The following is a 22687-nucleotide window of genomic DNA, read 5'->3' as shown; positions in this document are numbered from 1 at the left end:
CGGTCTCGTAGGACTTTCAAAGGAACCTCCAACCTGCCGAAGCAGGCCGGGGTATCAACATATCTGGCGTTGACTTTTGGCACGCTGTTGAGTTCTCAAGGAACGGACGCTTCCTTTGTACTCACCCTCGCGGGCTTTCCTCCGGGCGCTTCCCTTCGGTCTTGCGTTTCCGACTCTATCAGACTCTTTCGTGTCCGATTCCCGGTCGAAGCGGGCGCTGCTTTTTGCCTTTCGGCGGTTCCAACCTTACCAGACTCTTTTCGTTCCGTTTCCGGTCCGAATTTGAATTCCGGTGGCCGTTGAAGTGGCCTTGCCTTTCGGCTGATTCGACTTTATCAGAAGCATTTCGGCCGACCTAATCGGCTTCAACCTGCTGAGAGTGGAAATCAATGGCTCTGCGGAAATTGATTTTCCGGTGAGAGCGAGACAGATACTAACTGTCGGGCCCGAACCTGTCCAGTTCGAGGCAACCGTTAAAACCTACCTCCCCCACTTCTCCGTGTCAACGGTTTTTTGGGGCGAGGAGGAGACTAGCAGGTCAGCAGAGGCGTATGCACATCAGGCGGCCATCGGCAGCTCGGCACTTCGTTCGATGGCGTCCAGGTCCCCCGCCTCGCCGGCTCGCCCGGCGCGGCCGCCCAGGACACAGACGTACGCGAGGAAGAGCAGCTCGGCGGCTGTTCCCAGGGCGATCCGGGCCCAGGTCGCAAGGCCCGACGGGGTGACAAAGGCTTCGATGACGCCCGCGATGAATCGGACGAGCCCCAGGTCGATGGCCATGCCGATGGCCGCTCGGACCCGTTGTGCCAGGGCCGCACAGCGGGTCCGGGGAGCGGGGTCGATGACCGTCCAGCCGAGGCGCAGGCCGGTGCCGGCGGCGACGAAGACGGCCGTCAGCTCAGCAGGCCGTGCGGAAGGATCAGTCCGAGGAACGTGTCGAGCCGGCCCGCCGAGGACATCAGCCCGATGCCCACCGCCAGGTTCACCACGTTGACGAAGAGAACCCAGATCACCGGGACGCAGAGGAACGCGCCCAGCACCAGGCACATGGCGGCGGATTGCGCGTTGTTCGTCCCGAGCTGGGCCGCGAAGGAGGTCACCGGGTGGCTGGAGTAGTAGGTCTCGTACTCCCCGCCCGGGCTTGTCATGCGGCGGAGGCCGTCCGGAGCGGCGATGGACGCCTGGACCTCCGGATGCGCGCCGATCCACCAGCCCATCAGCGCGGCCAGGAGCGTGGAGAGGACGGCGCTCGGTATCGACCAGTGGCGGGGGCGGTAGACGGCCCCGGGGAATCCCGCCGTGAGGAAGCGCGCGGCGTCGTGCCAGCAGGCGCGGCGGGCACCGGTCACCGTGGCGCGGGTTCGCGCCACCAGCTGCGTGAGCCGCGCGACGGGGAGCGGGTCGGGGGCACTCGACTGGGTCAGGGAGAGGTGCGTGGCCGTGCGCCGGTAGAAGTCGACGAGTTCGTCCGCTTCCGCGCCCGCCAGTCGGCGCCCACGGTGCCGGAGGTGGTCCAGCCGGTCCCACTCGATGCGGCGGGTGTTGACGAAGACATCGAGGTCCATGATCGGCTGCGGCTCCAGGCAGGGTGCGTACCGGTCCGTACAACTGCGGCATTGCGTGTCAGCTTGGCAGGCTGTGGTCCCGCGGGGCAGGGGCCTTCGGTGAGGGGTGGGGCGATGAGTGAGCTCGTGACCGGCGAGGCGGTCGTGCTGGGACTCCGGCCGGCGAAACTACCGAGCCGGGCACTGGCTCTGGCCATCGATCTGATCGCGGTGGGAACCGTGTTCGGTCTGGTGGCGTTCGGCCTCGCCGTCGCCTCCGCCCCGCTGGACGACGCGGCTGTGGCGGCGGTGTCCGTCGCCGTCTTCCTTCTGGTTCCGGTGGGCGGGCCGATCGCGGTCGAGACGCTCAGCCACGGCCGTTCGCTGGGCAAGCTGGCATGCGGGCTGCGGGTCGTACGGGGCGACGGTGGACCCATCCGGTTCCGGCAAGCGCTGGTGCGCGGGGCGATGGGTGCCGTGGAGATCCTGATGACGCTCGGCGTCGTCGCCTCCCTCGCGTCACTGGTGTCGGCGCGTGGCCGGCGGCTCGGGAATGTCTTCGCGGGGACGCTCGTCGTACGGGGAGGGGTGCCGGCGGGTCGGACCGCGGCCGTTCCGCCGCCTCCGCCGTGGCTGCTCGGACGGTTCGCCGGTCTGGATCTGTCGGCGGTTCCGGACGGTCTGTGGCTCGCGGTGCGGCAGTACCTGACGCGGATGCACCAGCTCGATACCGACGTTGGCAGGACCATGGCGGAGCGGCTCGGTGGGGAGGTCGCCGCGCGGACCGGGGTTCCGGCGCCGGCAGGCGTGCCGGCCGCCGCGTACTTGGCTGCCGCGGTGCACGAGTGACAGGTGCGGGATGCCCGCCGGGCGTGGGAGAACGCGGCCCACGACACGATCTGCGGTTCCGCCGGTGCCGGGCCGGTGGGTGTGGCCGGAGGCGTGCCTGCGGGCGGCGACCGGAGCGGCGAGTTGGGCTGCAATCCCGGCCGGGCGGGCTCGGTTGTGCCCCCCTGCTCCCCTTGCTCCCCCTGTCCACCCGGAGATCGCCGCCGGCTGCCCCGTCGGCATGGCGCCTGACGGGGCTGCGGGGCCTGGCGCCGGTACGGCTCACGGTGCCGGCCGAGCCGGTGCCGGCGGGTCGGCCGGGCGGCCCCCAGCCACTGGGTTCGTGCCGCCCGCCTGCCCGGCGGCTCGTGTCATCCGCTCGAACCTACAAAGCTCAACCCGACTTGAGGACAATCCCCGTCCGTGCCGCGGCAATTACCTGATCCTACGGACACGCGGGCCCCAGCGGTCGGAGGGCCGGAGCCCGGCTAACGCTCGGAGGGTGGGGAGTCCAGCTCCTCGAGTTCGATGCCGGGGGCGGACAGAACCACGTCGCCGGCGATGTGAACGGTGTGCCGCTCGCCCGTGTCCAGGGCGCTGACCTGGTATTCGTCCACCTTCAGGGGGCCGTTGTCAGTGGGGTGCGCTTCACTGTTCACCAGGGCCCAGGACTGGTCGAGCGTGCGGGGGGCGAGGACCGGGTCCGTGAAGGTGACGACCCGGACGCGGGTCTCCGGAGAAGCGGGGGTGAGGCGCAGCAGACGAGCGGTCGCGATGAGGAAGGCGGGGGAGGTGCCGTTGAAGGCGTGGGCGCGGACGTTGCCTTCGGTGGCGTGAGTGCCAGTCGGGTCGGTACGGACCCAGGTGAGGCCTTCGAGGGCCGCACCGCGGACCTGCCAGTCGGCGGCATGGAGTTCGAGACGGATGGGGCGGCCGAGTTCATCGAGGGTGAGGTCGACCGATCCCAGGTGACTGCCGGACGGGGCAGTCGTTTGGGAGATGTAGCGCCAGCCGGAAGGGCCGGGCGCGCAGTGGAAGTGTTCTTCGCCGAGGGGGGTGTGGTCGTGGAGATCGTGGAGCGCATATCGGCCGCGGGGCATGGGGTCCTTCGGGTTCCTCAGGTCGTGCGGGTGCGGTACGGCGCAGGCCCCCGACACGGGGGTGCGGGGGCCTGCGTTCGTCGCTGCTGCTGATCAGCCCGGACTGCTGGGTGTCCGGCACTGCTGAATCGCCCCGGGCTGCGGGGTCCGCCGGTGACCGGTCGCCGGCGGACCACCGCGGCACGTGGCGGGATCAGTCAGTACGGAGTCGAGCCGTACGAGGTTCCGTGCGGGATCAGTCCGTACGGGATCGGCCCGTACGAACCAATCCGTACCGCACCAATCCGTACCGGACCAATCCGTGCGGGTCAGTAGCGGTAGTGGTCCGGCTTGTACGGGCCCTCGACCTCGACACCGATGTAGGCGGCCTGCTCCGGGCGGAGCGTCGTCAGCTTGACGCCGAGCGCGTCGAGGTGGAGACGCGCCACCTTCTCGTCCAGGTGCTTGGGCAGCACGTACACGTCCGTCGGGTACTCCGCCGGCTTCGTGAACAGCTCGATCTGGGCCAGCGTCTGGTCCGCGAACGAGTTCGACATCACGAACGACGGATGACCCGTCGCGTTGCCCAGGTTCAGCAGACGGCCCTCGGACAGCACGATCAGGACCTTGCCGTCGGGGAACGTCCACGTGTGGACCTGCGGCTTCACCTCGTCCTTGACGACACCCTCGATCGCGGCCAGCCCCGCCATGTCGATCTCGTTGTCGAAGTGACCGATGTTCCCGACGATCGCCTGGTGCTTCATCCGGGCCATGTCCGAGGCCATGATGATGTCCTTGTTCCCCGTCGTCGTGACGAAGATGTCCGCCTGCTCCACCACGTCGTCCAGCGTGGCGACCTGATAGCCGTCCATCGCCGCCTGCAGCGCGCAGATCGGGTCGATCTCGGTCACGATCACCCGGGCACCCTGACCGCGCAGCGACTCCGCACAGCCCTTGCCCACATCGCCGTAACCGCACACGACCGCCGTCTTGCCACCGATCAGAACATCCGTGGCGCGGTTGATGCCGTCGATCAGCGAATGACGGCAGCCGTACTTGTTGTCGAACTTCGACTTGGTGACCGCGTCATTGACGTTGATCGCCGGGAACAGGAGGGTGCCCTCACGGTGCATCTCGTACAGCCGGTGCACACCCGTCGTGGTCTCCTCCGTGACGCCACGGATCTCGGAGGCCAGCTGCGTCCACTTCTGCGGGGACTCGCCCAGCGTGCGGTTGAGCAGCGTGAGGATCTGCGCGTACTCCTCGCTGTCCGCCGTCGCCGGGTCCGGGGCCGCGCCGACCTTCTCGAACTCGACGCCCTTGTGGACGAGGAGGGTGGCGTCGCCGCCGTCGTCCAGGATCATGTTCGGGCCGCCGGTGGGTGTGTTCGGCCAGGTCAGGGCCTGCTCCGTGCACCACCAGTACTCTTCGAGCGTCTCGCCCTTCCAGGCGAAGACGGGGACGCCGGCGGGGGCGTCCGGGGTGCCGTTCGGGCCGACCGCGATGGCGGCGGCCGCGTGGTCCTGGGTGGAGAAGATGTTGCAGGAGGCCCAGCGGACCTCGGCGCCGAGGGCGACCAGGGTCTCGATCAGCACGGCGGTCTGCACGGTCATGTGCAGCGAGCCGGTGATGCGGGCGCCGGCCAGCGGCTGGGCGGCGGCGTACTCCTTGCGGATCGACATCAGGCCGGGCATCTCGTGCTCGGCGAGGGTGATCTCCTTGCGGCCGAAGACCGCGAGGGAGAGATCGGCGACCTTGAAGTCCTGTCGATTGGCGACCGTCGTCATAACGGGCTGCTCCTCGTTGTGGAGTCGAGGGTGGGTAGGGCGGCTCTGCGGCGGCGGGCACACGAATGCCCGGGCACTCGCAGCGCAGTCCGTCGGAGGCCCTCTCTCCCTCGGCCGGTCCGGCGTACGGACCGATCGACCGCCATCAGCAGCGACGTCTGACACTGCCGTCGAATCTACACCGAACGGCGCAGCCGCTCCCAGTCCGCCGGGGCAAGACCGGGGCGGGAGCGGCTGAACGGGGTATGCGATGGCGTGTCCGGTGCGTGCGATATGTCCGGTACGTGCAGTGCGTGCGGTGCGTGCGGTCAGTGGCTGGATTCCGTCGGGCCCGACGGGGTGGCCGGGTCTGCCGGGCTCGACGGCTCTGACGGGTCCGCCGGGCTGTCGGTGGCCCCGGACTCGGCGGCTCCGGGTTCCGGGGCTTCCGGGCCGGGGGTGGCGGGGGTGCCGCCGCCGGGGGTCTTGGCGGGGTTGGTGCCGGCCGCGGCCGCCGCCTCGTTGTAGATGTCCGGCTCCAGGTAGATCACCCGGGCGATCGGGACGGCCTCGCGGATGCGGGACTCGGCGGCGTTGATGGCGTTGGCGACCTCGCCGGCGGTGTCGTCGTGCTGGACCGCGATCTTGGCGGCGACCAGCAGTTCCTCCGGGCCGAGGTGGAGGGTGCGCATGTGGATGATGCCGGTGACGGTGTCGCCGTCGACGACCGCGGCCTTGATCTTGTCGACCTGGTCGGTGCCGGCGGCCTCGCCGAGCAGCAGGGACTTGGTCTCGGCGGCCAGGACGATGGCGATGGCGATCAGCAGGAGGCCGATGCACAGGGTGCCGATGCCGTCCCACACGCCGTTGCCGGTGCCGAGCGCCAGACCGACGCCGGCGAGGGCGAGGACCAGACCGATGAGCGCGCCGAAGTCCTCCAGCAGCACGATGGGCAGTTCCGGGGCCTTCGCACGGCGGATGAAGTCCGTCCAGCTGAGCGAGCCGCGAGTCTGGTTGGACTCCTTGATCGCCGTACGGAAGGAGAAGCCCTCGGCGATGATCGCGAAGACCAGCACGCCGACCGGCCAGTACCAGGCCTCGACCTCGTGGGGGTGCTTGATCTTCTCGTAGCCCTCGTACACCGCGAACATGCCGCCGACGGAGAACAGGACGATGGAGACGAGGAAGGCGTAGATGTAGCGCTCGCGGCCGTACCCGAAGGGGTGCTGGGGGGTGGCCTCGCGCTGCGCCTTCTTGCCGCCGAGGAGCAGCAGCCCCTGGTTGCCGGAGTCGGCGAGCGAGTGGACGCTCTCCGCGAGCATCGACGACGAACCGCTGAACAGGAACGCGACGAATTTGGCCACTGCGATCGCGAGGTTGGCGCCGAGTGCCGCCACGATCGCCTTGGTTCCGCCTGAAGCACTCATGGGTGCCTGGTGTCCCTTCCTCGGTGCTGCGGCTCCGGCGGCCGCGGTACGGCGGCACATTGTTGCAGCCGCCGCCGCGGACGGTACGTCAGGCCACCACTGTGGCCCGGAACAGCGTGCCCGTCCCGGTCACCCGGACCGGCTCGCCCGCCGGTACGAAGACCGACTCGCCGGGGCCGAGAGCGAGGTCACCGGCGCTCGGGGCGCCCGCCGTGCAGAGCAGGATCTGGGGCGTGGGCGCGGTCAGTTCGACGGGGGCGGCACCGGCCGACAGGTCGAAGCGCGAGAGGCGGAACTCGTCGACCGGCGTCTCGTACACCTCCTCGCCCGAGGGGGACGCCTCGGGGCGCAGGATTCCCGGGTCGGTCGCCTCGAAGCGGACGATGCGCAGGAGTTCGGGGACATCGATGTGCTTGGGCGTCAGGCCGCAGCGCAGCACGTTGTCGGAGTTGGCCATGATCTCGACGCCCAGTCCGTCGAGGTACGCGTGCGGGACGCCGGCGCCGAGGAACAGGGCATCGCCGGGCTGGAGCCGCACGTAGTTGAGCAGCATGGCCGCGATGACGCCGGCGTCGCCCGGGAAGTGGTGGGCGATGCGGGCGTACGGGGCGTAGGCGCCACCGAGCCGTTCCGCGGCGGCTGCGGCGGCGGCCACCGTTTCGGCCATCTCCTCCGGGTCCGCGGTGAGGATCGCCGTCAGCACCTCGCGCAGGGCACCCTCTTCGGGCTGGGCGCGCAGCAGATCGGCGTACGGCTTGAGGGAGTCGACGCCCAGACCCTCCATCGCCTCGGCCGCCTCCAGGGGTCGGCGGAATCCGCACAGGCCGTCGAAGTCGGTGAGGGCGCAGATCAGTTCGGGCTTGTGGTTGGCGTCCTTGTACGTGCGGTGGGGGGCGTCGATCGGGACGGACCGGCGCTCCTCGTCCTCGTACCCCGCCCGCGCCTGGTCCAGGTTCGGGTGGACCTGGAGGGAGAGGGGGGCGCCCGCGGCGAGCAGCTTGAGCAGGAAGGGGAGGCGCGGGCCGAACTTCTCCACGGTGGCCGCGCCGAGTTCGCCGACCGGGTCGGCGGCGATGACGTCGGTGAGGGCCTGTTCGGCGGGAGCCGATGCGGTGGGGGCCGATGCGGTGGGGGCGGTGTCGGTGCGGGCTGTGGTGCGGGTTGTCCGGGAGGGGGCTCCGGGGTGGGCGCCCATCCACATCTCCGCCTGCGGCTCGCCGGTGGGGGCGACGCCGAGCAGGGCGGGGATCGCGGTGGTCGAGCCCCAGGCGTACGGGCGCACGGTGTTGGAGAGCCGGTCCATGGAGTTTGTCCTTGTGCGTTGCGTTGCGTTGCGTTGTCTTGATGTGGGGGGCCGGGTGTTACTAGAGCTTTACGGCGGGCGGGGCGCCGTTGTGCGTTTCAGGCGCCGGCCGTGGAGGCGAGGGACAGGTAGACGGCGGCGAAGTCGGTGACGGCGAGCAGTTCGGCAAGGGTTTCGAGCGTGCTGCCCTCTTCCGGTTCGAGCTCGCTGATCGCCGTGTCGTGGCCCAGGGCCAGTTCGCGGGCCGCGGGGGCGGCGCTGAGGCCGCCGGTGGGGCGGTCGCGGAGCAGCACCACCCGGGCGTGCAGGGATTCCGACTCCTCGACGCGGTCGCGGAAGAAGTCGTCCGGGTCCGCCCCGGCCGCGAACGCGCCCGCCAGCAGGCCCCCGTGCGCCGGAAGCGCCTCCGGGAGCACGGCGGCGAGGGCCGGGCGGCCCGAGAGCTCCGCCAGGACCGCGGCGAACCGGCGGCCGACCGGGCCGGCCGTGTCGCCCTCCGCCCAGATCAGCGGCAGGCTGTCCGCGAGTTCCGCGGCGAGGGTCTTGGCGGGGTTGCTGTAAGTGGCAATGGCCGGTCCGCAGCGCTCCGCCGTGCGGTCCAGGCGGTCCGCGACGCTCTGCAACGTGTCGGCGGGGGCGGTGACCAGGCCGACGCGGTCGAGCAGCGCGAGCAGCGGGGTGAGCAGGGCCCAGAGCGTGCCGGGGCCGGCGGCCGACGTCTCGGCGTCGTACTCGCCGTGCGGGGCGGATGCCATCGGTACGACGACGCCGTGCACCCCGTGGACCGCCTCCCGCAGCGGGGACCGCAGGGGGGCGACGGCCACGACCGTGCAGCCGCGGCGGTACGCCTGCTCCGCGAGGAGGGCGAGGCCCGGTTCGGAGCCGTCCGCCGTGGCGATGAGCAGCAGGTCGACGGAGCCGGCCCAGCCGGGCAGCGTCCAGCGCAGTGCGCCGGGGGCGGGGGCGACGCCGGTCGGGTGGATACGGGTGACCGGGGCGGAGGCGCCGGCGAGCGCGGCGATCAGGTCCGCGACGCCGGTCGCGGCGGTGCCGGGGCCGGCGACGAGGACGGCGCGCGGGCGGCCCTCCGGGTTCAGCTCGGTGATTCCGGACTCGGCCGCGTGCCGGGCGGCGGTACGGACTCGGGCCCCGGCCTCGGCGGCGCCGCGGAGCAGGCCGCGGCGGTCGGCTCGCGCCAGGGCCTCCGGGGCGTCGAGCAACGACTCGTCGAGCATGGGGACGGTCCTCCGATCACGTGCCGGTCACCGGCTGGTGCGGGTGTGCGGCCGGTTACGCGGGGCGGCGGGCCTCGTCGACGAGGAGTACGGGGATGCCGTCCCGTACCGGGTAGGCCAGGCCGCAGTCCTTGCCGGTGCAGACCAGTTCCGGGCTGTCGGCGGCCGACCTGTCGTCGAGCGGGGAGTGGCAGGCCGGGCAGGCCAGGATCTCCAGGAGGCCGGCTTCGAGCGGCATGGGGTGGTCCCTTCGGGCGGGCGGTGTGTTGGTTCTGGGCGGTGGGGCTGGTGTTGCGGGTGGGGTGGTGTTCGGTGCGCTTGTGGCGAGGTCAGCCTACCGCTGGGGCGCTGGGGGGCGCCTGCGGCGGGCCTTTTCCCCTCCCCGCCCCTTCCCGAAACCGGAGGCTCCGCCCCCGGGCCCCCGCGCCTCAAGCGCCGGCGGGGCTGGAAATGGCCGGTTGGCGCGTCAGGCGGCCGCGGGCCGGATTCGGGGCTCTGCCCCGGACCCCGCTCCTCAAACGCCGGAGGGGCTGGAAATGGCCGGCTCCCCACGAAGGCAGCGGGGCTGGAAATGGCCGGCTCCCCGAGAAGGCGGCGGGGCTGCAGACGGCCGGCTTCCCAAGAAGACGGAGGGGCTGGAAGTGGCCGGCTCCCCACGAAGGCAGCGAGGCTGCAAACCGCCGGCTCCCCACGAAGGCAGCGGGGTCGGAAGTGCGGCCCACCCCACCCCTCGCGCGGAAGGGCCTGCCGGGCAGGAAGGGCCGGAACGGCGGTCTACCCCCGGATCAGGCTCAGTACCTCGTCCCGTACCGCGCGCATCGTTTCCTCGTTCTCCGCCTCCACGTTCAGGCGGAGCAGGGGTTCCGTGTTCGAGGGGCGGAGGTTGAACCACCAGTGGGGGGAGGTGATCGTGAGGCCGTCCAGGGTGTCCGTGGTGATGTGCTCGCGGTCGGCGAAGGCGGCTCGGACCTTGGCGGTGCGGGAGGGCTGGTCGTCGACCGTGGAGTTGATCTCGCCGGAGGCCGCGTAGCGGTCGTACTGGGCCACCAGGGTCGAGAGGGGGGCCTGCCCGCCGCCGAGTGCGGCCAGGACGTGGAGGGCGGCGAGCATGCCCGTGTCGGCGTTCCAGAAGTCGCGGAAGTAGTAGTGCGCCGAGTGCTCGCCGCCGAAGATCGCGCCGTGTGCGGCCATCTCCGCCTTGATGAAGGAGTGGCCCACCCGGGTGCGGACCGGCGTGCCGCCGTGCTCGCGTACGACCTCGGGTACGGAGAGGGAGGTGATCAGGTTGTGGATGACCGTGCCCCGGCCGCCGTTGCGGGCCAGTTCGCGGGCGGCGACCAGGGCCGTGATCGCCGACGGGGAGACGCCCTCGCCCCGCTCGTCCACCACGAAGCAGCGGTCCGCGTCGCCGTCGAAGGCCAGGCCCAGGTCGGCGCCCTCGGCCACGACGCGTGCCTGGAGGTCGGTGATGTTCTTGGGGTCCAGGGGGTTGGCCTCGTGGTTCGGGAAGGTGCCGTCCAGCTCGAAGTACATCGGGACCAGGTCCACGGGCAGCCCCGTGAAGACCGTGGGGACCGTGTGGCCGCCCATGCCGTTGCCCGCGTCCACGACCACCTTCAGCGGGCGGATCGCCGTCAGGTCCACCAGGGAGAGGAGGTGGGCGGCGTAGTCGGTGAGCGTGTCGCGTTCGGTGACCGTGCCCGGGGTGAGCGGCTGGGGGGCGCCGGTGCTCGACCACTCCTCGACCAGGGTGCGGATGTCCGCAAGGCCGGTGTCCTGGCCCACCGGTGCCGCGCCCGCCCGGCACATCTTGATGCCGTTGTACTGCGCCGGGTTGTGCGAGGCGGTGAACATCGCGCCGGGCAGGTCCAGCGCCCCGGAGGCGTAGTACAGCTGGTCCGTCGAGCAGAGACCGATCATCGTGACGTCGGCTCCCCGGCCCGCCGCGCCCCGCGCGAACGCCCCGGACAGGCCCGGGGAGGTCGGGCGCATGTCGTGGCCGACCACGATCGCGTCCGCACCGGTCACCTCGACGAACGCCGCCCCGAACAGTTCGGCCAGCGGCTCGCCCCACTGGTCGGGCACGACTCCGCGCACGTCGTACGCCTTCACGAGCTGCGACAGGTCTGCGGTCACGGGCCGGTCCTCCTGGGGTTTCTTCGGACCGCCAAACTACCCGGCGGCCTGCGACGCCTCAGGAGTCGGGTGAACGCAGTACGCGCAGGTGGCCCCTGCGGGCGACCTCCATGGGGTCGGCGCCGCGCGGACCGCCGCCCCTCGGGCCGTCCCCGCGTTCCTGCGGGCGCGCGGCCTCCCGTACGGCGTTCGCCAGCGCTTCCAGGTCGTCGCCGCTGGGGCGGCTGGGCGCGGAGGGGTCGGATAGCCGGACGACTTCCCAGCCCCGGGGCGCGGTCAGCCGCTCACTGTGCTCGGCACAGAGGTCGTAGCAGTGGGGCTCGGCGTAGGTGGCGAGCGGGCCGAGGACCGCAGTCGAGTCGGCATAGACGTACGTCAGTGTCGCGACGGCAGGGCGGCCGCACGCGGTGCGCGAACAGCGACGTACAGGGCTCACGATGTTGGACGGTACCGCACTCTTGAGCGGGCTGCGACGACCCTCCCCCGGGTCACCCCTCCGTGTCGCACTGTGACCTCCGGCACATACCACCCCGTGGCAACTCCCCTGACCTGCGCGGCGGGAGAGGTCGGGGCCTCTGACGGCAATGATTCCGGTCACCGCTGTGCCGCGAACCTTTCAGAAGGCGAAGGTTCAGCGGTCGGGAGCGGGGCTGGAAACGGGCTGCCGTGTGGCCGGATTGTTCAAGAGCGGACAGGGCGCTCGTTCAAGAGCGGACAGGGCGCCGGGCTCGCGCTCGACCGCCGTCCCGCCGCCCTCGGGAGCGTTAGGCTGCGTCGGTGATGGACAGTCCCGTACCGCCCCTCCCGTCCGAGCCGCGGCCGCGGCGCCGAGACCGACACGGCCGCGGTATGCGCGGGCCCGTCGCCCCGCCGCAGGTACCTCTCTCCACGAGCCGTGCGGACAACTTCCGCGATCTCGTCCAGGACTCCGTCGAGCGGCTGGAGCGGCGCTGGCCGCAGCTGGCCGAGGTCGACTTCGTCGTCCTGGAGGTGCCGGAGACGGCGGAGGAGACCGTTCCGCTGGGCAACGCGCTCTCCGCCGAGAAGGGCCGGCCCGCCCGGATCGCCGTCTACCGGCGCCCCGTCGAGCTCCGCACCAAGAGCCGCGACGAGCGCGCCCTGCTCATTCACGAGATCGTCGTGGAGCAGGTCGCCGAACTGCTCGGCCTCGCCCCCGAGTCCGTCGACCCCCGCTACGGCCAGGAGTGACGACGGGGAACCCCTCGGCCGCCCTCAGTCGTCCAGTACCGACAGGTCCTGTTCGGCGGCCGGTACCTCCACCGTTCCCTTGTCGTCCGGCAGCGTCTGCACCGTGAACATCGGGATGCCGTCCTGCTGCACCGTGAGCGTCCGGGCGGCGTGGACCGGGCCGCCCGACTGGGTCTCGACCGTCAGGGCGTACGTGCCCTTGAGGCCCGCGGGGACGGGCGGGGTGACCGCCAGGGTCGCGCCCGCGGCGACCTTGTACGTCTTGCTGACCGGGGTGCCGCCCCCGCTGCCCGCGGACGCCGTGACCTTGACGGTGCCGGCGGCACCGGGGGCGGTGAGCGAGAGGACCGAGCCCTTGGAGCGGTTGTCGGCAGCGGTGGCCCGCGCGCCGACCGGGCCGGTTGCCGGGATGTAACCGACCTCCTGCTGGTCGCCCTTGCCCCGGATCACCCGCAGCGCGGCCACCACCGGGGTTGCCTTGCCGTCGGCGGGGGCAAGCAGCAGCGAGCCTGCCTCGCCCCGGGTGAGGTCCTTCAGGTCGACCCCTGCGGTCATCTTCGACTTGACGTGCAGTTCCTCGTGGCCGGCCGGGGAGATCGCGCCGGTCTTGCCGAGCAGCTTCAGCTTGAGGTCGGCGTCGTCGTCGCCGGGGGCGAAGACCACCAGGCGTACCGAGGTCGCGTCGGCCGGGATGCCGGGCAGCACCAGCGTGCTCGCCGGTTCGGCGGAGGGGGCGATCCAGTCACTGCCCGTCTTGCTGTCCGCGGCCCTGACCGCAGCGCCGACCCGTCCCGTACGGGTGGTGACGTGGACGGTCACGTCGTCGGCGGCCTTGCTCGTCAGCGTCGAGATCAGGACACGGATGCCGGAGCCGGCCGGGACCGTGATGCCCTCGCCCACATCGGACTTGAGCGAGCCGTCCGGACCGTACAGCTCGATGTCGGCGACGGCGGCGGTGTCGTCCGGGTTGGTGAGGTGGACGTAGTCCTGGCGGGACTTCGCGGTGCTCGCTGCCGGGAACCAGAAGTCGGTGTCGGGCGCGGTGCAGCTGATGCCGAGCAGGCCGCGTCCGTCGCCCGCCTCGATGGTGGTGGTCTGCTGGGCGGTCCAGCCGGGCGCCAGCCGGTCGGTGGCGGTGCCGATGAGTGCGGGCGAGTCCGCGCCCGACGCCTGGCCGGTGGCCGGTTTGCCGGGCTCCTTGAGGGAGACCACGGGCTTGTCCGAGTCCTTGCCCTTCTTGCTCTTCTCCTTGTCCTTCTTGGTGTCCTTGTCGTCGTCCTTGGCGGAGGACAGGAGCTCGGCCTTGCCGCCCGTACCCGCCCCACCGCTCTGACCGACCGGGGTGAAGGCCGTGTACGCGGTCTCCGAGAGGTCGGAGAGGCCGGGCGCCGGGCAGAGCAGGCTGGTCCGCTCGACGGGCAGCCGGGCGGCCGTCCTCGCCTCGGCCGTGCCGCCGCCGTCCGGCACCTTGAGCGCGGCGAACCCGGTGACGGCGGCCAGGGCGACGACCCCGGCGACGAGGGACAGGCTGGTGGACTTCACTCGGACTCGCCTCGGGTCGGCCACGGGTTCTGGCCCGGGGCGGGGTTCTCGGGGTTCTGCGGGTCGTACGGGCGCTGCTCGCCGTACTGCCCGGTCTCGGCGTACTGCCCGGTCCCGGCGTCGTACCGGCCCGGGTCGTACTGCGCCGGATCGTACGGGCCGCCCGCGGCGTACTGGCCGCTCGGGTCGTACTGGCCGTTCGGGTCGTACGGGGCCTGGGCGTCGTACGGGGCTTGAGGGTCGTACGGGGTGCCTTGGTACTGGCCCTGGCCGGTCGCGCCGTACTCGCCCTGCTGCTGCGGATAGCCGTACGGGTCGTAGCCGCCGGCGTCCGGCTGCTGCTGCCCCTCGGCGTACTGGCCGTCCTGGTACTGCGCGTAGCCGGCGTCCTGGTACTGGCCCTGCTGGGTGTCCCACTCGCCGTACTGCTGCTGCGGCACGAAGGCGTCGTCGCCCTCCTGCTGACCGCCCTCGGGGTCCGGGGCCGGGTCGCCGCCCTCCGGGCCCTGCTGGGCGGGTACGTACACCGGCTGCTCGCCGGTCTCCTGGACGGCGTCCGCCTCCGGCTCCTCGCCCTCGGCTCCGGCCTCGCCCTCGGCTCCGGTCGCGGCCTCGCTCTCGGCCAGGGCGGCCGCGCGCAGCCTGCGGGCCCGGCGGCCCTCGCCCGCGACCGGTTCGGCGGCGACCGCCTCGGCCTCCTCGGGCAGGTCGTCGTCGATCTCCCTGCGGCGGCCGGGCAGGGCCATGACCACCAGGACCACGGCGAGCGCGACCTGCGCCCAGATCCACACGGTGTGCGTGAAGGGCGCCTCGAACGTGAGGTCCAGGGTGCCGCCCTCGGCGGGGAGTTCGAAGCCCTGGGCCCAGCCGTCGACGGTCTTGCGGGTCAGCGCCCGTCCGTCGAGCGTGGCCTGCCAGCCGGGGTCGGCGGCGTCGGCGATCCGCAGCACGCGACCGGTGCCGCCCGCCGGGATCTTGGTGTGCGCCTCGACGGGCCGGGAGCCCACCGGAAGCGGCTCGCCGTCGGCGGCGGACGGCATGATCATGATGCGGGCGACCTGGCGGTCCACCCGCCACAGCGCGCTGCCGTCCAGCTGGCTGAGCCGGCTCAGGCCGGGGGTCGCGTCGAGCACCCGGCTCATCTGCTTCGGCGCCCCGTCGCGTACGAGGACGTAGCGGATCGCGAAGCCGCTGAGCTGGCTGCCCTGGTCGGCGCCGGAGCCCGCGACCAGGTTGGCGACGACCTTGTCGAGGTGGCTGTTGCCGCCCTGCGCGTCGACCAGTTCCGCGTCGCCCAGCCGGGCGCCCGAGCCGCGTACGAGGGTGTACGTGACGGAGGCGGGCGACGTGCCGCCGAGGACCAGGGTGCGCGGCTGGTCGCGGGTGCCGCTCTCCTCCGCGACGAAGGCGGGCACCTGGACCGGGTCGCGGCGCTCCAGCGGACCGGCCGCGCCGCCGATCATCCAGCCGGCGGCGGCCAGCACCGGGGCCAGCCCGGCCGCCAGGGCGATCAGCACCGCGACGGGCTGGCGCCAGCCGAAGCTGAGCTCGGCGACCCGGATGCGGGCGCCGTCCGCGCCGACCAGGGCTGCGGCGATGAGCGCGGCACCGTAGACGAGGGTGGCGGGGCCCGCCCAGCCGGAGCCGTTGGCGAGCCCGGCGAACGCCAGGGCCACCAGCGCGGCCACCCAGGCGGTCCGGACGGCGAACTGCCGCTCCCCGCGCAGCAGGGCGGCCAGCGCCGCGAGCACGATGCCCAGGAGCAGGACGCCGCCCGCCGCCTTCGGCCCGCCGGGGCTGATGCCGAGCAGGTCCAGCGCGGAGGCCGAGCCCGTACCGGTCTGGAGTCCCGCTTCCGACAGGAACGCGGACGGGTTGCTCAGGAGCGAGAGCGACCAGGGCGCGAGGACGAGCAGCGGGGTGCCGACGGCGGCGAGGAAGCGGAGCCCGTAGGCCGTGATGTCGCGGCGCCGCAGCACCAGGACGCCGAGGCCGAGGACGACGGCGATCGGCCACACGATGGGGGTGAAGGCCATCGCGAGGGTGAGGAGCAGGGTGTACGCCCAGGTGGCGCGCCAGCTGCCGCGGCTGTCGCCGGTGGCCCGCATGCCGTGCGCGGAGACGGCCGTGCGGGCGATCAGCGGGAGCAGGACGGCCAGTACGGCGGTGCCGAGGCGGCCGGTCGCCAGGGCGCCGGTCGCGGCGGGCAGGAAGGCGTACGCGACGCTCGCCCAGGCCCGCAGCAGCCGGGAGGGCAGCAGCGGCCGGGAGACGAAGTACGCGGTGAGGCCGGCGAGCGGCACCGAGCAGACGAGCAGCAGGGTGAGCGCGAAGCCGGTGGAGCCGAGGAACAGGGCGGACAGGGCCGCGAGCACGGCCAGGTAGGGCGGTGCGGTCTGGGTGCCGCCGGTGCCGACGGTGTGCCAGCCGTCCGCGTACCTGCCCCACAGGTCGGCGACGTCGCCGGGGGCGGGCAGCAGGGCGCCGCCGGCCAGGGCGCCGCCGCCGATGAGACCGCGGCAGGCGACGAGGGAGACCAGGAGGAGGACGGCGAAGAGCACGGGCCCCGGCTTGCGCCCGACCTTCTTCAGCCGGGCGAACTGGTCGATCTCCAGGTAGTCGGCGTCGTCGCCGCCCGGCCCGGACTCGACGGCGCCGTGCCGGGAGCCGCCGGAGTCGGCGTCGGAGTCGCCGCCGAAGTTCCCGGCGACCTGTTCGACGGTCGCGCGGACGGTGGCGCCCGGTGCGGGGAAGAGGCCGCGCAGTTCGGCGGGGTCGATGACGACCTTGCCGCGGTCGCGCCGGGCGGCCAGGATGCGGCCGGGGCGCAGCAGGGTGCTCAGGAGTCCGGTGACCTCGTCGAGGGCCTGGCCGGGCACCTTGCCGACGAGGTAGGCGAGCGTACGCAGCAGGGTGCCGAGCACGAGCCGGAGCAGCACCCAGGGCAGCCGCTTGCCGCGCGCGTTGACGAGCATGGTGTAGACGGCGCCGGCCTTGTCGACGCGGTGCGGGCTGGCGACGTTCCGGCCGGCGCAGTCGATGGGGCGGCGTTCGCGGGCGGATGCCTCGGCGTGCCGCAGGACGGCGTCGGGGGCGACGAGCACCCGGTGGCCGGCCATGTGGGCGCGCCAGCACAGGTCTACGTCGTCGCGCATCAGGGGGAGTCTGCGGTCGAAGCCGCCGAGCTCCTCCCAGACGTCCCGGCGGATGAGCATGCCGGCGGTGGAGACGGACAGGACGGTGCGGACCTGGTCGTGCTGGCCCTGGTCCTGCTCGCGGCGGTCGAGTCCGGTCCAGCGGCGTCCGCTGTTGGCGATGGAGACGCCGACTTCGAGGAGCTGACGGCGGTCGTACCAGCCGCGCAGCTTGGGGCCGACGATCGCGGCGTGCGGGTCGTTGTCCACGACGCGCAGCATCTCGGCGAGTGCGTCGGGCGCGGGCGCGCAGTCGTCGTGGAGCAGCCAGAGCCACTGCACCGGCTCGCCGTGCGGCAGCTCGGGCATCTCGTACGCCTCGTCGTGCCAGGTCCGGGTGACCGGGTCCCAGCCGCTGGGCCGCTTCAGGTAGGGCAGGTCGTCCGGGGTCAGGACGCCGGCCGTGCGGCTCGCCTCGTCGACGGCGGTGCCGAAGCTCGTACGCCGCGCGAGGTGCAGGACCCGGTCGGCGCCGAGCGCCTCGGTGACCAGGCGCGCGGAGTCGTCGGCGCTGCCGGTGTCGGCGGCGACGACGTTCTGTACGGGGCGTTCCTGGCCGAGCAGCCCGGCGAGCGCGTCGGGCAGCCAGCGTGCGCCGTCGTGGGAGACGAGCACGGCGGTGACGACATGCCGGGGGAACTCTGGGGCGGCGGCGGCCGCGTACGGCGCCGTTGATTGGCTGTGCACGGACATCGAGGTACGGGCCCTCCGGCCGGGTCCGGGGGACGTCCCCCCGGGGGCTGCATCGGTGTACACGCGCGCCCTGTCGGGTCGTTGGCGCGTCTCGGACGGGGCCCCACACTAACGGTACGGGTAACCGGGGTGGCGCGGAGCGGCTGACGGAGGGTGCGGCGGGGGCCCCGGCCGGGGGCGGCAGGGCGCGCGGACACCGGTCCCGGGCCGGGGCGGTGGCGCTCCCGCCCCGCACGGCAACGGCCCGCCGCCTGCGGGGGGGGGTGCAGGCGGCGGGCCGTGGCGGGTGGGCCGGGCCGGAGGGGCGGCCGCCCCTCGGGGGCGGCTCCTACTGTGCGTACCGCGGGTGCGGCGTCCTGCGGCGGGTCAGATCGCGGCCTTCTTCAGGCGCCGGCGCTCACGCTCGGAAAGGCCGCCCCAGATGCCGAACCGCTCGTCGTTGGAAAGGGCGTACTCCAGGCACTCGGACCGGACTTCACAGGCGAGGCAGACCTTCTTCGCCTCCCGGGTCGATCCACCCTTCTCGGGGAAGAAGGACTCGGGGTCGGTCTGGGCGCACAGCGCGCGCTCCTGCCAGCCGAGCTCCTCGTCCGCGTCCTCGACCAGCAGTTGCTGGAACAGCTCGGTCATGTGCGCCCCTCGTCCGTCTCTTGCGTCCCCGTGATGCGGCCGTTATCTGATCGGCCGAACGACACGAGTGAAATTACAAGTGTGTAGCTCTGGGGGGTCAAGCCCAGATCTGCTATTGGCCCCGGTATTCACTCTGCGGAACCAAGCGTATGCGGTAAGTGTTCAAATCACCAAAAACCTGACATATGCCATGGGCTCTCTCGCGCCCTCACCCCCCATGGAGACAAACTCCCGGGAGTTCGGACACGTTGCGATTCGATCACTGAAGCGACCAAGATCACATTCGGGTCACGGTGCCGCACCCGTGTTTGGCGGCGCGACTGCTGCGCCACCTGTCCCCGCTCGGCGTCGCACAAACCTTTCTCCGCTCCGAGTAACCGGATGTGGTGAAGCATTGCCGCCAAATCGGGCATTGAGTTGACAGTGGGTGGTTCTCCGGGTCTCCTTGATGTCATGCCAGTGACCTCAGCGATGCACGCCACCCGCGCCCGTGGGTTCCGTAGCGCTGTCCAGGCTCGCTGTTGCTGTTCCAGCTGTCTCAGCTGCTGACGCCGCCCAAGCCGTCGTAGCCCCGCGCTCCGGCTCGGCACCTCTCCTCCCGGGCCCCCGGACCCTCCCGCACGCGCCCCTTCGCGGCTCCGCGGATACCGGTCCCAGGTCCTCGCGACACGCCTCACCGCACCGCCACTCGCACCCCTGCCGAGGAACCACCGCACCCATGAACAGCGACAGCGACCTCCAGATCGCCGGCGACCTCCTTGAAGTCCAGCACCTGCTGCGCCCCGCCCGCGAACACCCCGTCACCGTGGCCGAATTCGTCGGCCTCGCCCGTTCCATCGCCGCCGACCGCTCCCAGTGGGCCCCGCTCGTCCGTTACGACGCCACCACCCGCTGGTACCACCGCCTGCGCGCCGTTCCCCAGGCTCTCGGCTCCGCCGGAGCAGGGGAGGTCCCCCTCGGTTACGAGGTCTGGCTGCTCAGCTGGGTTCCCGGCCAGGGCAGCGGCCTGCACGACCACGGCCCGTCCTCCGGCGTACTGACCGTCCTGGACGGCGAGCTGACCGAGCGTACGGACCGGGGGAAGCGGACGCTGGGCGCCGGGGCCCAACGCGTCTTCGCCCCCGGCTACATCCACGAGGTCGTCAACGCCTCCCTCGAACCGGCCGTCAGCCTCCACGTCTACTACCCGGGCCTGACCGACATGCCGATGCACGCCGCCCAATGCGCCCCCGCGGCCGCCACGGTCTGAGCGGCCCGCGCCCGCCACCGCCCATGTCCTGGGACTCCCACCCGTCGCCCACCACCACCCCGACAAGGACCAGGCTTCGCCTGACAGTCCCACCCGTCGCCCACCACCACCCCGACAAGGACCAGGCTTCGCCTGACAGTCCCACCCGTCGCCCACCACCACCCCGACAAGGACCAGGCTTCGCCTGACAGACTGTTTGCATGCGCATTGTGGTTCTGGCCGGCGGTATCGGTGGTGCTCGTTTCCTGCGTGGCCTCAAGGAGGCCGCTCCCGACGCGGACATCACGGTCATCGGCAACACCGGTGACGACATCCATCTGTTCGGGCTCAAGGTCTGCCCCGACCTCGACACCGTGATGTACACCCTCGGCGGTGGCATCAACGAGGAGCAGGGCTGGGGCCGTACCGACGAGAGCTTCCACGTCAAGGAGGAGCTCGCCGCGTACGGCGTGGGCCCCGAGTGGTTCGGGCTCGGCGACCGGGACTTCGCCACCCATATCGTCCGTACGCAGATGCTCGGCGCGGGCTACCCGCTCAGCGCCGTCACCGAGGCGCTCTGCGCACGCTGGAAGCCTGGCGTGCGGCTGCTGCCCATGTCCGACGACCGCGTCGAGACGCACGTGGCGATCGACGCGGACGGCGAGAGCAGGGCCGTGCACTTCCAGGAGTACTGGGTGAAGCTGCGGGCCTCCGTGCCGGCCCGGGCGATCGTGCCCGTCGGTGCGGAACAGGCGAAGCCGGCGCCGGGCGTCCTGGAGGCGATCGCCGGGGCCGACGTCATCCTCTTCCCGCCGTCCAACCCGGTCGTGTCCGTCGGGACCATCCTCGCCGTGCCCGGCATCCGCGAGGCCATCGCCGAGGCCGGGGTGCCGGTCGTCGGCCTCTCCCCCATCGTCGGTGACGCCCCGGTGCGCGGGATGGCCGACAAGGTCCTCGCGGCCGTGGGCGTCGAGTCGACGGCGGCCGCGGTCGCCCAGCACTACGGGTCCGGGCTCCTCGACGGCTGGCTGGTCGACACCGTCGACGCGGGCGCCGTGGACGAGGTGGAGTCGGCGGGCATCCGCTGCCGCGCCGTGCCGCTGATGATGACCGACGTGGCCACCACCGCCGAGATGGCCCGGCAGGCGCTGGCCCTCGCCGAGGAGGTACGCGCATGAGCGCCACCGCGCCCTCCTACCGCGTGTGGGCCCTGCCCGGGATGCCCGAGGTGCGTGCCGGGGACGACCTCGCGAAGCTGATCGCGGCCACCGAGCCCGGCCTCGCCGACGGCGACGTGCTGCTCGTCACCTCGAAGATCGTCTCCAAGGCGGAGGGCCGGATCGTCGAGGCCACCGACCGGGAGGCTGCGATCGACGCCGAGACGGTACGGGTGGTGGCGCGGCGCGGTCCGCTGCGCATCGTCGAGAACCGGCAGGGCCTGGTCATGGCCGCCGCCGGGGTCGACGCGTCGAACACCCCCGCCGGCACGGTCCTGCTGCTGCCCGAGGACCCCGACGCGTCCGCCCGGACGGTCCGGGAAGGGCTGCGCGCGGCCCTCGGCGTCGAGGTCGGCGTCGTCGTCACGGACACCTTCGGCCGCCCCTGGCGCAACGGGCTGACCGATGTCGCGATCGGCGCGGCCGGGGTGCGGGTGCTGGACGACCTGCGGGGCGGCAGCGACGCGCACGGCAACCCGCTGAGCGCGACCGTGGTGGCCACCGCCGACGAGCTGGCCGCCGCCGGTGACCTGGTCAAGGGCAAGGCGGACGGGCTCCCGGTCGCGGTGGTGCGCGGCCTCGGCCACGTCGTGGACCCGGCGGACGCGCAGGGCGCCCGGGCGATGGTGCGGGTCGCGGCCGACGACATGTTCCGGCTCGGCACCTCCGAGGCGGTCCGGGAGGCGGTGACCCAGCGGCGTACGGTGCGCGAGTTCACCGACGATCCGGTGGACCCGGGGGCGGTACGGCGTGCGGTCGCCGCGGCGGTGACCGCGCCGGCCCCGCACCACACGACACCGTGGCGGTTCGTCCTGCTGGAGTCCCCTGAGGCGCGGACCCGGCTGCTCGACGCGATGCGGGACGCGTGGGTCGCGGACCTGCGGCGCGACGGCAAGAGCGAGGAGTCGATCGCCAAGCGGGTGCGGCGGGGCGATGTGCTGCGCCGGGCGCCGTATCTGGTGGTGCCGTGCATGGTGATGGACGGCTCCCACACGTACGGGGACGAGCGGCGGGACGGCGCGGAGCGCGAGATGTTCGTCGTCGCGGCCGGCGCCGGTATCCAGAACTTCCTGGTGGCGCTGGCCGGTGAGCGGCTGGGGTCCGCGTGGGTGTCCTCGACGATGTTCTGCCGGGATGTGGTGCGGGAGGTGTTGTCGCTGCCGGAGTCCTGGGAGCCGTTGGGGGCGGTGGCCGTGGGGCGGTCGGCCGGGTCGCCTCCGGCGCGGGGGGTTCGCGATGCGGAGGATTTTGTCGCGGTGAGGTGAGGACTGCGCGCGGTGGGGCGTTTCGGGGCTCTGCCCCGGACCCCGGTCCTCAATCGCCGGACGGGCTTGGATGTGCCGCCGGTCCGTCGCTGAAGAGACGGGCTTGAATGTGCCGCCGGTCCGTCGCTGAAGAGACGGGCTTGAATGTGCCGCCGGTCCGTCGCTGAAGAGACGGGCTTGAATGTGCCGCCAGGCCGTCGTCGAAGAGACGGGCTTGAATGTGCCGCCAGCCCGTCGTCGAAGAGACGGGCTTGAATGTGCCGCCAGCCCGTCGTCGAAGAGACGGGCTTGAATGTGCCGCCAGGCCGTCGCTGAAGAGACGGGCTTGACCCTGCCACCGCACGGGCTCGAATGTGGCGCACACGCGCTTGGACGTGCCACCGCACGGGCT

At 72.2% G+C, this 22687-nt stretch carries 15 protein-coding genes and 2 pseudogenes; 5 read left to right on the top strand and 12 right to left on the bottom strand.

The window, feature by feature from the left end; translation table 11 throughout:
- Positions 1-558: 558 nt before the first annotated feature.
- A pseudogene (locus E6P78_RS17560) lies at positions 559-1565 on the bottom strand (stage II sporulation protein M).
- Between the two features lie 114 nt (positions 1566-1679).
- Here E6P78_RS17560 and E6P78_RS17555 point away from each other — a divergent pair.
- Positions 1680-2390: pseudogene (locus E6P78_RS17555) on the top strand (RDD family protein); the annotation flags it as partial.
- Between the two features lie 470 nt (positions 2391-2860).
- Here E6P78_RS17555 and E6P78_RS17550 read toward each other — a convergent pair.
- The 8 genes from E6P78_RS17550 to E6P78_RS17515 all read right to left on the bottom strand — a co-directional run bounded on the left by E6P78_RS17550 (position 2861) and on the right by E6P78_RS17515 (position 11754).
- Positions 2861-3472, bottom strand: coding sequence for a hypothetical protein (locus E6P78_RS17550; protein WP_136204528.1), 612 nt, complete (start codon positions 3470-3472; stop codon positions 2861-2863).
- 308 nt (positions 3473-3780) lie between these two features.
- The gene (ahcY, locus tag E6P78_RS17545) at positions 3781-5238 is read right to left on the bottom strand and encodes an adenosylhomocysteinase (protein ID WP_136204527.1); all 1458 of its coding nucleotides are present in this window, start codon (positions 5236-5238) and stop codon (positions 3781-3783) included.
- Positions 5239-5546: 308 nt separating this feature from the next.
- The gene (locus E6P78_RS17540; RefSeq protein ID WP_136204526.1) at positions 5547-6644 is read right to left on the bottom strand and encodes a cation diffusion facilitator family transporter; all 1098 of its coding nucleotides are present in this window, start codon (positions 6642-6644) and stop codon (positions 5547-5549) included.
- 88 nt (positions 6645-6732) lie between these two features.
- Entirely contained in the window at positions 6733-7947 is a 1215-nt protein-coding gene (gene manA / locus E6P78_RS17535; protein WP_136204525.1) for a mannose-6-phosphate isomerase, class I, read from the bottom strand.
- A gap of 98 nt (positions 7948-8045) precedes the next feature.
- The gene (locus E6P78_RS17530; protein ID WP_136204524.1) at positions 8046-9182 is read right to left on the bottom strand and encodes an SIS domain-containing protein; all 1137 of its coding nucleotides are present in this window, start codon (positions 9180-9182) and stop codon (positions 8046-8048) included.
- 55 nt (positions 9183-9237) lie between these two features.
- Positions 9238-9420 carry a Trm112 family protein gene (locus E6P78_RS17525; RefSeq protein ID WP_018552946.1) on the bottom strand — a complete coding sequence of 61 codons (183 nt, stop codon included), beginning with the start codon at positions 9418-9420 and terminating at the stop codon, positions 9238-9240.
- A gap of 536 nt (positions 9421-9956) precedes the next feature.
- Positions 9957-11318, bottom strand: a complete 1362-nt coding sequence (locus E6P78_RS17520; RefSeq protein WP_136204523.1) for a phosphomannomutase/phosphoglucomutase — start codon at positions 11316-11318, stop codon at positions 9957-9959.
- Between the two features lie 58 nt (positions 11319-11376).
- Positions 11377-11754, bottom strand: coding sequence for a DUF3499 domain-containing protein (locus E6P78_RS17515; protein ID WP_206307830.1), 378 nt, complete (start codon positions 11752-11754; stop codon positions 11377-11379).
- Positions 11755-12098: 344 nt separating this feature from the next.
- On the opposite strand from E6P78_RS17515, the gene E6P78_RS17510 reads away from it, so the two are divergent.
- A complete protein-coding gene (locus tag E6P78_RS17510) occupies positions 12099-12527 on the top strand; it encodes a metallopeptidase family protein (protein ID WP_206307831.1) in 429 nt (142 codons plus the stop codon).
- 24 nt (positions 12528-12551) lie between these two features.
- Here E6P78_RS17510 and E6P78_RS17505 read toward each other — a convergent pair whose 3' ends face one another.
- The 3 genes from E6P78_RS17505 to E6P78_RS17495 all read right to left on the bottom strand — a co-directional run bounded on the left by E6P78_RS17505 (position 12552) and on the right by E6P78_RS17495 (position 18586).
- Positions 12552-14069, bottom strand: a complete 1518-nt coding sequence (locus tag E6P78_RS17505) for a DUF5719 family protein (protein ID WP_136204520.1) — start codon at positions 14067-14069, stop codon at positions 12552-12554.
- Positions 14066-17956 carry a glycosyltransferase family 2 protein gene (locus E6P78_RS17500; protein WP_136204519.1) on the bottom strand — a complete coding sequence of 1297 codons (3891 nt, stop codon included), beginning with the start codon at positions 17954-17956 and terminating at the stop codon, positions 14066-14068. The genes E6P78_RS17505 and E6P78_RS17500 overlap by 4 nt, the downstream gene beginning before the upstream one ends.
- Positions 17957-18322: 366 nt before the next feature.
- Entirely contained in the window at positions 18323-18586 is a 264-nt protein-coding gene (locus E6P78_RS17495) for a WhiB family transcriptional regulator (protein WP_003968728.1), read from the bottom strand.
- 718 nt (positions 18587-19304) lie between these two features.
- On the opposite strand from E6P78_RS17495, the gene E6P78_RS17490 reads away from it, so the two are divergent.
- The 3 genes from E6P78_RS17490 to E6P78_RS17480 all read left to right on the top strand — a co-directional run bounded on the left by E6P78_RS17490 (position 19305) and on the right by E6P78_RS17480 (position 22296).
- Positions 19305-19835 (top strand): cysteine dioxygenase family protein, encoded by a 531-nt coding sequence (locus tag E6P78_RS17490; protein ID WP_136204518.1) that lies wholly within the window; start codon positions 19305-19307, stop codon positions 19833-19835.
- Positions 19836-20035: 200 nt separating this feature from the next.
- Positions 20036-20992 (top strand): 2-phospho-L-lactate transferase, encoded by a 957-nt coding sequence (cofD, locus tag E6P78_RS17485; RefSeq protein ID WP_136204517.1) that lies wholly within the window; start codon positions 20036-20038, stop codon positions 20990-20992.
- Entirely contained in the window at positions 20989-22296 is a 1308-nt protein-coding gene (locus tag E6P78_RS17480) for a coenzyme F420-0:L-glutamate ligase (protein ID WP_136204516.1), read from the top strand. Before cofD ends, E6P78_RS17480 begins: the two co-directional genes overlap by 4 nt.
- Positions 22297-22687 lie beyond the last annotated feature (391 nt).

This window comes from Streptomyces sp. A0958 (genome assembly GCF_004795035.1).
Classification (GTDB): Bacteria; Actinomycetota; Actinomycetes; order Streptomycetales; family Streptomycetaceae; genus Streptomyces.
Note: the sequence above shows the minus strand (reverse complement) of the source record. Positions and strands in the feature narration are given on the sequence as shown.

Excerpts from the sequence above, each read along its gene's own strand:
- manA (WP_136204525.1), bottom strand. The coding sequence starts at position 7,947 with ATGGACCGGCTCTCCAACACCGTGCGCCCGTACGCCTGGGGCTCGACC.
- E6P78_RS17510 (WP_206307831.1), top strand. The coding sequence starts at position 12,099 with ATGGACAGTCCCGTACCGCCCCTCCCGTCCGAGCCGCGGCCGCGGCGC.
- E6P78_RS17490 (WP_136204518.1), top strand. The coding sequence starts at position 19,305 with ATGAACAGCGACAGCGACCTCCAGATCGCCGGCGACCTCCTTGAAGTC.
- ahcY (WP_136204527.1), bottom strand. The coding sequence starts at position 5,238 with ATGACGACGGTCGCCAATCGACAGGACTTCAAGGTCGCCGATCTCTCC.
- E6P78_RS17525 (WP_018552946.1), bottom strand. The coding sequence starts at position 9,420 with ATGCCGCTCGAAGCCGGCCTCCTGGAGATCCTGGCCTGCCCGGCCTGC.
- E6P78_RS17550 (WP_136204528.1), bottom strand. The coding sequence starts at position 3,472 with ATGCCCCGCGGCCGATATGCGCTCCACGATCTCCACGACCACACCCCC.
- E6P78_RS17540 (WP_136204526.1), bottom strand. The coding sequence starts at position 6,644 with ATGAGTGCTTCAGGCGGAACCAAGGCGATCGTGGCGGCACTCGGCGCC.
- E6P78_RS17495 (WP_003968728.1), bottom strand. The coding sequence starts at position 18,586 with ATGACCGAGCTGTTCCAGCAACTGCTGGTCGAGGACGCGGACGAGGAG.
- E6P78_RS17480 (WP_136204516.1), top strand. The coding sequence starts at position 20,989 with ATGAGCGCCACCGCGCCCTCCTACCGCGTGTGGGCCCTGCCCGGGATG.
- E6P78_RS17500 (WP_136204519.1), bottom strand. The coding sequence starts at position 17,956 with ATGTCCGTGCACAGCCAATCAACGGCGCCGTACGCGGCCGCCGCCGCC.
- cofD (WP_136204517.1), top strand. The coding sequence starts at position 20,036 with ATGCGCATTGTGGTTCTGGCCGGCGGTATCGGTGGTGCTCGTTTCCTG.
- E6P78_RS17530 (WP_136204524.1), bottom strand. The coding sequence starts at position 9,182 with ATGCTCGACGAGTCGTTGCTCGACGCCCCGGAGGCCCTGGCGCGAGCC.